The sequence below is a fragment of the Paenibacillus sp. SC116 genome, assembly GCF_024733555.1.
Lineage (GTDB): Bacteria > Bacillota > Bacilli > Paenibacillales > Paenibacillaceae > Paenibacillus_B.
Genome location: NZ_JANIOF010000013.1, coordinates 1 through 10,694 on the forward strand (window position 1 = coordinate 1; position 10,694 = coordinate 10,694).

The 10,694-nt window shown below is 54.2% G+C and carries 4 protein-coding genes; all 4 read left to right on the plus strand.

What is annotated here, in order from left to right:
- Positions 1-1,983: non-ribosomal peptide synthetase (locus NQ117_RS23900; protein WP_258280504.1), on the plus strand; the 1,983-nt coding region annotated here is incomplete at its 5' end.
- Positions 1,973-3,799, plus strand: a complete 1,827-nt coding sequence (locus tag NQ117_RS23905; RefSeq protein WP_258280505.1) for an ABC transporter ATP-binding protein — start codon at positions 1,973-1,975, stop codon at positions 3,797-3,799. The genes NQ117_RS23900 and NQ117_RS23905, both read left to right, overlap by 11 nt.
- Positions 3,796-5,529, plus strand: coding sequence for an ABC transporter ATP-binding protein (locus NQ117_RS23910; protein ID WP_258280506.1), 1,734 nt, complete (start codon positions 3,796-3,798; stop codon positions 5,527-5,529). Before NQ117_RS23905 ends, NQ117_RS23910 begins: the two co-directional genes overlap by 4 nt.
- Positions 5,530-5,759: 230 nt before the next feature.
- On the plus strand, positions 5,760-10,694 hold a 4,935-nt coding region (locus NQ117_RS23915), incomplete at its 3' end, for a non-ribosomal peptide synthetase (RefSeq protein WP_258280507.1).

Consider the following 10,694-nt stretch of genomic DNA (forward strand, 5'->3'; position numbering starts at 1 on the left):
AACGACAAGAACCTGTTCGACTTCGGGCCATCCGATACGTGGACGCTGTTCCACTCGTTCTGCTTCGATTTCTCCGTCTGGGAAATGTACGGAGCGCTGCTGTATGGAGGCAAGCTGGTCATCGTACCACCGCTCACGGCGAAAAATCCGGCTGATTTCTTGGCACTGCTGGACCGCGAACAGGTCACGATTTTGAACCAGACGCCAACGTACTTCTACCAGCTGCTGCGTAAGGTCTTGGCGGATCATCTATACGATCTGCGGATTAGGAACGTCATCTTCGGGGGCGAAGCGCTCAGTCCACTGCTGCTCAAGGGCTTCAAGACGAAGTACCCGGAGACGAAGCTGATCAATATGTACGGCATTACCGAGACGACGGTTCATGTTACGTATAAGGAAATCACGTGGGTCGAAATGGAGGCGGCGAAGAGCAATATCGGGAAGCCGATTCCGACGCTAAGCGTGTACGTCCTTGATGAAAACCACCGCCCTGTGCCGATCGGCGTAGCGGGCGAAATGTATGTGGCCGGGGATGGCCTTGCGAGAGGCTACCTGAACCGTCCGGATCTGACGGCGGAGAAGTTCGTCGATTCCCCGTTTGCGGAAGGGGAAAAACTGTACCGCTCCGGGGACTTGGCGGCTTGGCTGCCGGACGGCAACATCGAATACTTGGGCCGGATCGACCACCAGGTCAAAATCCGCGGCTACCGGATCGAGCTGGACGAAATCGAGACGCAGCTTCTGAGGATCGACGCCGTGCAAGAAGCCAAGGTGCTCGACCGCGACGACGCTAACGGCCAAAAGCAGCTTGTCGCTTACTACGTCGCGGAAACGAGGCTGGCGGCGCATGAACTCAAGGAGGAGCTCGCCAAGCAGCTTCCGGGGTATATGATTCCTTCGCACCTCGTGCAGCTTTCGCAGATGCCGTTGACCCCGAATGGGAAAATCGACCGCAAAGCGCTGCCCGCGCCGGAGGAAGCCGCGGCTGGAGGAGCGGAATATGTCGCGCCGAGAACGCTGCTCGAAATGAAGATCGCCCGCGTCTGGCAGGATACGCTTGGCATTCCACAGGTCGGCGTAAAGGATAACTTTTTTGAGTTGGGTGGCAATTCGTTAAGTCTGATGAGGCTCGTTCAAGCCGTTTACGATGAAACGGGCATTGAGATACCGTTGAACCGTCAATTCCATCATGTAACCGTTGAAGCTATGGCTTTCGGAGAGGGGGATCTGGGCCTGGATAAAGGGGGAGACTCCTTCATTAAGCTGAATAAAGCAGGAGATCTGAACGTGTTCTGCTTCCCTCCGGGCAGCGGCTTCGGCATCGGTTACCGAGAGCTCGCAAGTAGGCTCGACGGCTGGTTCGTGCTCTACGGCATTGATTTTATCGACGATGCTGTCGATTACGAGGCCATGCTGAGCCGTTATGTGGACGAGATCGTCCGCATCCAGCCGGAAGGACCTTACGTGCTGCTCGGCTACTGCTTCGGAGGCAACCTGACATTCGAGGTAGCCAAAACGATGGAGAAAAGAGGGTATTCCGTAACGGATGTGCTCATGGTGGACTCGTGGATTAAGGACACGCTGACGCCCTCTGAAACGTCGGAGAAAGAGCTTGAAGAAACGCTTGCCGATTTCGACGAAGAAGAGAAGGAATTAATGAGCAACCCACTCGTGCGGGAGCGTGTTCATCGGAAGGTCAAAGCAACCTTGGCGTACGAAGCGCAGCTTATTAATTCCGGCACGATCACTGCCCGGATTTACGAACTGATTGCGAAGGACAGCGAAGCGTTCCGCCTGGAGCACCAATTGCCGTCCTGGCGGAGGGCAACGACGCAAGCTTACGCCGATTACCGGCTGGAGGGCGCGCACGAGGAATTGCTGGAACTCGCACGTGTGGATGAAACGGCCGTTGTCATCCAGGACATCTTAGAGCAAGTCAAGCGGCAGATCGAAGCGGAGGCTGGGGTGCTGCATGGAAGCTGACCGACAGCCATCTGTTCAAGAACAAGGCACAGCGGCGCCTTCCAAGCGCCAAACCGCTTACGCTACTTGGAAAGCGTTCCGCTGGTTGATGTCCTATGTAAGCCATCACAAAGGCTGGATGATCGTCGGTACCTTGTCCGCAATTGCCGCCGCCGTTATCGAGATATGGACGGGAAGTTTGATCGAGCAGCTGACCACCCAGGCCGAGAAGGGGGCTGGGCCAATCGTTCTGCAAATCGTGTACATGGTTTTTGTGGTCATCTTGATCGGTGTGCCAGCGAAGTTTTTCATGAGCTTCGGCGTGGAGCGAAGCAGCGCCTCTGCGGTGCAGGATATCCGCAACCATGTCATGCGTCATATCGGCAAACTCCCGGTCTCCTATTTGGAAAAGCAGCACTCCGGCGACGTGTTGTCGCGGATTAACAACGACCTTCAGCTTATCCAGCAGTTTATGATTCGGGACCTCGCCCAGTGGTTTTATCATCCGCTATTGTTCATCGGCTGTTTCGCTTATTTGATCTACCTCCAATGGGAGTTGATGCTGTCCAGCCTGCTGTTATTTCCCGTAGCGCTGCTGGTTTCCCAATGGATCGGCAAGCAGCTGGAGCAGTTGACGGAGGAAGCCCAGGCAAACATGGGCCGAATGAACGTCAATCTCCAAGATACGCTTGGGGGTATGCCTATTGTAAAAAGCTACCTGCTATCCGGCATGTTATCTCGCTCCTACCAAGTGCTGCTGCAATTGACGGCTCAAAAAAAGCTAGCCGTGAAAAAGCGTGAAGCCTGGGTCAACCCGCTGCTTTCCACGCTGATGATCAGCCCGATTATTTTCGCCGTCAGTTATGGAAGCTATTTGATCTACAACGGGCAGCTAGGCGCAGGAGAGCTGATCGCCTTCCTGTACTTGCTGAATCTGTGTCTGGAGCCGCTGGAGCATATTCCCGAGCTCATCATGCGGACGTTCGAAATGGCCGGTGCCCTGAGAAGGGTCTCCGAAATCGTCGAGCAGCCGACCGAAACGGAAAATGGCCGTTCGCTCCCGAAAGCGAGCGCCGCCCCCATCGAGTTTCAGAACGTAACCTTTGGGTATGAGGAGAGCTCCCCGATCCTGCGGAATATTAGCTTCTCGGTGCCGGAAGGGAAGACGATCGCGCTTGTCGGAGCGAGCGGCGGAGGGAAGAGCACGGTGTTTAAGCTTGTATGCGGCTTTTATCCGCTTTCTGAGAACCAGGGTGAAATCCGCGTGTTCGGCAGCCTTATACACGGCGCCGATCCGGAGCAGCTTCGGTCGCATTTTTCCGTGGTAACCCAGGATTCCTATTTGTTTAGCGGCACGATCGCCGAAAATATTGGCTACGGGCGGGAAGAAGCATCGATGGACGAGATTATCGAAGCCGCCAAAGCCGCTCAGGCGCATTCCTTCATTATGCAGCTTCCCAGCGGCTACCAGACGTATGTCGGAGAGCGCGGAGGCTTCTTGTCCGGCGGGCAGCGCCAGCGCATTGCAATGGCCCGGGCTTTTCTGAAGGATTCTTCCGTTCTGCTGCTGGACGAGCCTACGTCGGCTCTTGATCCGGAGTCGGAAATCGCGGTTCAGGAAGCGCTCAACGTATTGATGAAGCAGAGAACGACGATGGTTATTGCCCACCGGCTTTCTACCGTACAAAACGCCGACGAAATTTGGGTCATGGAACAAGGAAAAATTGTTGAAAATGGAACTCATGAACAATTGCTGGAGATGAAGGGACTGTACGCCCAGTCGTACTACCAGGAATTTACCGAGTCTGCCGAACGCAGGGAGGTGGCGTACAGATGAATAAGGGCGGATGGCTCTCGCAAGTGAAAGAACTCGGCTACTTGCTGACGTTTATGAACCGCAAGCGCAAAACCCAGTACGCCATTGGGCTTGCCGTAACGGCGCTTACCCAGACATTGTTCCTGATCGCCTTCAGTTTGGTCGTACATAACTTGGTTGATTTCGCCGTGTCCCGAGATACGTCTCTGATGGTGGAAGCCTTTATTATTTTGGGAGTGGCCCTGTTCCTGGAAAATATGGTTTCTCCCTGGTTCATTTACTTATACCAGCGCAGTGTCGAGCTGACTGTGCTGAATATCCGCGAACGTCTTTATGACAAGCTGTGCCGGCTGCGGCCGAGATTCCTGGAGCAGACGCACCATGGGGACTTGCTGTCGCGGGTGAACAACGACGTAACGACCGTTGAGTTTACATTCTCGCAGGTGTACTTCGTTTTGCTGCTTCAAGTTGTCTTTTGCATTGGCTCCATTGTCTCCATGGTGTTGATCGATTGGCGGATTGCCGGCGTATCCTTCGTCATTTTGCTGCTGTCCTCCGTGGTCAGCTTGAAATTTGCGCGGGACATTCGCGCCTTGTCCGAACAAGGCTTGCAAACGCTCGGTAAAATGACCGAAAAATTCAAAGATTTTATGGGTGGCATTCAGATTGTGAAGTTGTTCCGCATCCGCATGATTTACGGCCAGTACGAGGCGTTGAACGAACAAATGACGCAGACGCTTAGGCAAACCGCGCAGAAGAACGGCATGCAGGCTGCGGTGAACCATTTTATCAGCTATGTCACGTTCTGCGGCATCATCGTCATCGGCAGTCTTCTTTATGCCTACGGACTGATGGGAATGGGAAGCGTCGCCGCCCTGGCGGTTCTGCAAGTGAATCTGACGCACGCCTTGTTGAACTTGGGGATGGTTCTGTCGATGACCCAAAATTCGCTCGCGGGCGCTCACCGGATTCAAGAGGTACTAAGAGAGGAAGAGGAACCGGAGCGTCTGGGATCTCCTCACAGCGAGCTCGTGTCGGAGGCTGTGGTGGAGTTTCGCGATGTAGAATTTTCCTATCAGGCGGATAAAAAGGTGCTTGTCGACATGTCCATGCAGGTGTTTCCGGGCCAGGTCGCCGCTATCGTGGGGGCTAGCGGCAGCGGCAAAAGTACGCTGATTAAGCTGCTGCTCGGCTTTTATCCTGTGGACAGCGGAGAAATCCTGCTCCAAGGCAAACCGTTCGGCCATTACACGCTGGACGAAATCCGCAGGCAGATTGCATACGTTCCGCAGGAGCCGTTCTTGTTTACCGGCACGATTGAGGAAAACATCCGCTACGGCAACCCGGATGCAACGGATGAAGAAGTGATCGAAGCGGCCAAAGCGGCGTACGCTCACCATTTCATTCAGGAACTTCCTGAACAGTATAAAACACCGGTGGGAGAGAGAGGAGCGTCGTTGTCGGGCGGACAAAGGCAGCGAATTTCAATCGCCCGGGCGATTCTCAAAAACGCCCCTATTCTGCTGCTGGACGAAGCGACTTCCGCGCTGGATAACGAATCCCAGCATTGGGTACAGCAGGCTCTGAACGTATTGATGAAGGGGCGAACTACCATTCTGATCGCCCACCGTCTCAGCACCGTGGAACATGCGGATTTGATTACCGTCATGAACCAAGGGATGGTCGTCGAGCGGGGCCGCCATCAGGACCTGCTGGCGCTCGGGGGTTATTACGCCCGGCTGTACGGCTAGACCCGCTTTATGGCGGGAGGCTTCCTGCATGCGAATGTGACAGAGTCTTTTAGCAATCCAAGGTATTACTTTATAACTGGTATTTACCAGAAAACGTAGACACGAAAAAGGGTGAGAGTCCGCAGGAGCCGTTCTGTGAATGGCCTGCGCGGTTCTTCTTAAGAGTGACTAAGTGACATCTAGGTACAAAGCCTATCTATAAAGAATCTCTAAAACGGGAGTGTGTCGATGTGAGAGAGAATACCAACGAGCAATATGGATTAACGCAAGCCCAGCGCCGAATATGGTTCATGGAAATTATGAATCCGGGAACGTCCATTACGATTCTTTCCGGAACCTACCAAATTACGGGCGAGATCGACACACAGCTTCTGGAGCAAGCGACGGCAGAGATCGTCAAAACCTATGATGTTTTCCGAATCCGCATTAGCGGGGATTTGCAAAATCCAATGCAGTGGTTCGAAGAGCCGGAGAATGTCCAAGCCAGGATAAGCCGCCTCGAAATAGGCACAACCGAACAATTCTATGCTTGGGTGAAAGAAGTAAGCGAAAAACCGGCTAGCGTGTTTGACGAACACCTCTACCAATTTACGATTATCCATTTTGCGAACGGCCAAGTATGGCTTAATTTGACGGTAAATCATATTATCGCCGACGGCTTGTCCGTCAATGCTTTGCTGCATGCGGTGATGGAAAAATACCTGGAATTGCGCAAAGGCATCTCCAGCAGTTATCAGGCTCCTTCCTATCTGGATTATATTTCCGAGGAGCGTGAATATGAACAATCGCAGCGTTATCAAAAAGGCAAGGAATACTGGCTGACGAAGTACAACACTTTGCCTGAAACGACCGGCATTAAATCGTATCCGCCATTCTTGATCGGCAGCGAATCCAATAAACTGGAAATCACTTTGGACGGTTCCCGGTACGAACGCATTCTGGACTTCAGCGAACAATATCAGGTCAGCTTATATACGTTATTTCTGTCCGCTATGTACGCCTTATTGTACAAGCTGACCGACAGCACCGATGTTCCTGTCGGCACGGTCTTCGCCAATCGCACCAGCAAGAAGGAAAAAGAAACGATCGGCATGTTTGTCAGCACCGTGGCTACGCGGATTCGTCTGAATCCAGACGGGCACGTGCTTTCCTTGCTCCAAACGGTTTCCAAGGAAAATACGGCGGATCTGCGTTATCAGAAATACCCTTATAACCAATTGATCCAGGATTTACGCGAACAACACGGCCGCAACGATCTTTCTGGGCTGTTCCGGACGTCTCTGGAATATCTACCTTTGAAAATCATGGAGTACGAAGAAATCAAGGTACACCTGGAGGCTCACTTCGCTAGGCACGAGATGGACGATTTGCTGCTGCGCTTTGACCATATGCTGAATGAAGGTCATGTCATTCTCCATGCTTCCTATCGTACTGGCCTGTTCGAGACGGCCGAGATTGATCGGATTATGGAACAGTATGTAACCGTTCTGGACCAGTTTCTTCAGAATCCCGAACTGCCGATACGCGAGATCTCTCTGCTGAGCGATGAGGAGAGATACCGGATTCTCAACGTTTTTAACCCGCCGGTGGCAGGGCTGAGCGAGGGAGAAGCGTTTCATCGGTATGTTGAAAAGTTTGCCCGGGAAATTCCGGATCATCCGGCAGTCGTCTACATGGACAAACAGCTGACCTACGGCGAATTGAACGAACGCGCCGAGCGGCTGGCTTCTCTCCTTCGCGAACAGGGAGTGGGAAGGGAGACGATTACGGGGATCTGGGCGGAGCGTTCGGTGGAACTGCTGGTCGGGGTGCTCGCCGTTTGGAAAGCCGGCGGAGCCTATGTACCGCTGGATCCCGATTATCCGGCGGAGCGGATTGAGTACATGCTCAGCGATAGCGAAGCATCGGTGCTGCTTACGCAGCGTCATCTGTTGGAGCGGGCCGGAGGTTGGTTGGCCGATGACAGGCTGAAGCTTCAAGCTGTCTATGCCATGGACGATGAACAGATTTATAACGGGGATGCCTTAGCCGTGGAATTTGAATCTGCCAGCAGCGCCCCGCAAGACTTGGCTTATGTGATTTACACCTCGGGTACGACGGGACGCCCGAAAGGCGTCATGATCGAGCACGGTAGTCTCGTGAATACGGCGGATGCGTACCGTCGCGAGTACCGGTTGGATCAGTTCCCAGTGCGGCTGCTGCAGTTGGCCAGCTTCTCGTTTGACGTGTTCGTCGGAGACATCGCACGGACGCTGTATAACGGAGGTACGATGGTGATTGTACCGAAGGATGACCGGATTGATCCGAACCGCTTATACAGCTGGATTCGGGACCAAAACATTACGGTATTCGAATCGACGCCTGCGCTCATCCTGCCGTTCATGGAGCATATTTTTGAAGAAGGGCTGGACGTTAGCTCCATGCAGTTGCTGATTACCAGCTCGGATGCTTGCAGTGTCACCGATTATCGATTGCTGCAGGAAAGATTCGGCGGACAATTCCGTATCATCAACAGCTATGGCGTTACCGAAGCGGCCATTGACAGCAGCTTTTACGGTGAGCCGCTGGATAAGCTGCCACCGTCGGGCCATGTACCGATCGGCAAAGCTTGGCTGAACGCCCGGTTTTACATTGTCGATGCCTCGTTAAATCCGGTTCCTGTAGGGGTTCCGGGCGAGCTTGTCATCGGCGGAGCAGGGGTGGCGCGCGGGTACTGGAACCGTCCGGACCTAACCGCCGAGAAATTTGCGGACAGCCCGTTTGCGCCGGGCGAACGTCTGTATCGGACAGGCGATTTGGCCCGCTGGCTGGAAGACGGCAACGTCGACTTCATCGGTCGGATCGACTATCAGGTGAAAATTCGCGGGTTCCGGATTGAACTCGGCGAAATTGAAACGGCCCTGCTGCGTTTCCCAGGCGTCAAGCAGGCTGTAGTGACCGACCGTGCGGATGAGCAGGGGCAAAAGTATTTGTGTGGCTACGTGGCGGGGGATGCTTCCATGCAGTTGAGCGATCTGCTGTCCCAATTGAAGCAAGAGCTGCCGGCCCATATGATTCCGGCCCGGCTGGTGTCTCTTGATAAGCTTCCGCTCACACCGAACGGCAAAATTGACCGTAAAGCGCTGCCTGAACCGACCGGAGAGGTAGAAGCAGGCCGTGAGTATGTGGCTCCTCGCACAACGCTGGAAACAAGACTTGCTCTCATTTGGCAGCAGGTGCTGGGTATTGCGCGAGTTGGAGTCCAAGACGATTTCTTTGACCTGGGTGGTCATTCCTTGCGGGCCTCCACGCTTGTTTCCAAGATTCGAAAAGAGCTGCAAGTCGAGGTTCCTCTGCGGGACGTTTTCCGCTACACCACGATCGAACAGCTGGCCCAAAGAATCGGCGGTTTAAAGCAGCAGGAGACGTATGAGATTACAAAGGTGGCTGAGGCCGAGTACTATCCGGTTTCATCCGAGCAAAAGCGTCTGTACGTCCTGCGTCAGCTTGACGGAGCCGAGCGCAGCTACAATATGTCGGCGGCTCTTCTTCTCGAAGGCAAGCTGGACCGCATGCGCACCGAGTACGCTTTCCGGGCGCTAATTCAGCGCCATGAGACGCTGCGTACTGGGATCGAGCAGGTTCAAGGCGAGCTTGTACAGCGCATCTATGACGAGGTGGAATTTGCTGTGGATTATTTTCAGGTGAGCGAGCGGGAAGTAGACCAAGTGGTGGAAGCTTACTATCGCCCGTTTGATCTGACCAAGCCGCCACTTCTCCGCATCGGCCTGATCGAAGTCGCCGAGGATCGCTACATTCTGCTGTTCGATATGCACCATATCGTCTCTGACGGCATTTCGACAGCGCTGCTCTTCGACGAGTTCAGCCGCCTGTATCGGGGTGAGGAGCTGGCCCCGCTGCGCATTCAATACAAAGATTATGCCGTTTGGCAGCATTCCGAAGCCTACGGGCAGATGCTCCAGCCGCAGAAGGAGTACTGGTTGGAACAGCTTTCGGGTGAGCTGCCGGTCTTGGAGCTGCCGACGGACTACCCGCGGCCTGCGGTGCAAAGTTTTGACGGCCGAACCGTGAAGTTTTATATCGGGAAAGAGCGGACAGAGAAGCTGAAAGAGCTGGCAGCACGGACGGGGACGACGCTGTACATGGTGCTGCTGTCTGCTTACTCCATCCTTATGCATAAATATTCGGGTCAGGAAGATCTGATCGTGGGAACGCCGATTGCTGGAAGAACGCAGGAAGAAGTGCAGCCGATCGTAGGGATGTTTATCAACACGTTGGCCATTCGCAGTCGTCCGGAACGTTCCAAGCCGTACCTTTCGTACCTGGAAGAAATCAAGGACATCACGCTCGGGGCTTTCGAAAATCAAAATTATTTGTTCGAAGACTTGGTGGAAAGTCTTCACATTCCGCGCGCGACTGGCCGGAATCCGCTCTTTGATACGTTCTTCGCTCTGCAAAATACGGAGAACGAGCAAATTGTCATCGAGGGGCTGGAGCAATCGTTTTATCCGCTGGAAAACCTAACATCCAAGTTCGAGCTGCTCCTGGACATTTCGGAGCTGGACGGTCAGCTCGAATGCCGGTTGGATTACGCTACGGCTTTGTATAAACAGGAGACCGCGGAGCGGTTCGCCAGACATTATGACAAGCTGCTCGAAACCATCGCAGCAGCGCCGGACGGGGATATTGCCTCGCTGGAAATGCTCACGGAGGAGGAAATCCGCGAGCTGGTGCGCGGTTTCAATGATTCGGAGGCGGACTACCCGCGGCAGCAGACGATTCACGGCTTGTTCGAAGAGCAGGCGGAGCTTTACCCGAACAACGTGGCCGCCGTCATGAATGAGCGGCAGCTGACCTACCGCGAGCTGAACGAGCGATCCAACCGCCTTGCGCGGACGCTGCGGGAAACGGGAGTAGAAGCGGACCAGCTGGTAGCGATTCTGGCCGAACGCTCGCTCGATATGGTCGTCGGCATTCTGGCGATTCTCAAAGCGGGCGGAGCCTACGTGCCTGTTGATCCCGACTACCCGGAGGAGCGCATCCGCTTCATGATCAAGGATTCGGGCGCGCCGTTGTTGCTGATTCAAAAGCATCTGCACGAGAAGACCGACTTCGCAGGAACGCGCCTCGAATTGGACGATTTCGTTTGGGACGACAGAGGGGCG

Excerpts from the sequence above, each read along its gene's own strand:
- NQ117_RS23905 (WP_258280505.1), top strand. The coding sequence starts at position 1,973 with ATGGAAGCTGACCGACAGCCATCTGTTCAAGAACAAGGCACAGCGGCG.
- NQ117_RS23910 (WP_258280506.1), top strand. The coding sequence starts at position 3,796 with ATGAATAAGGGCGGATGGCTCTCGCAAGTGAAAGAACTCGGCTACTTG.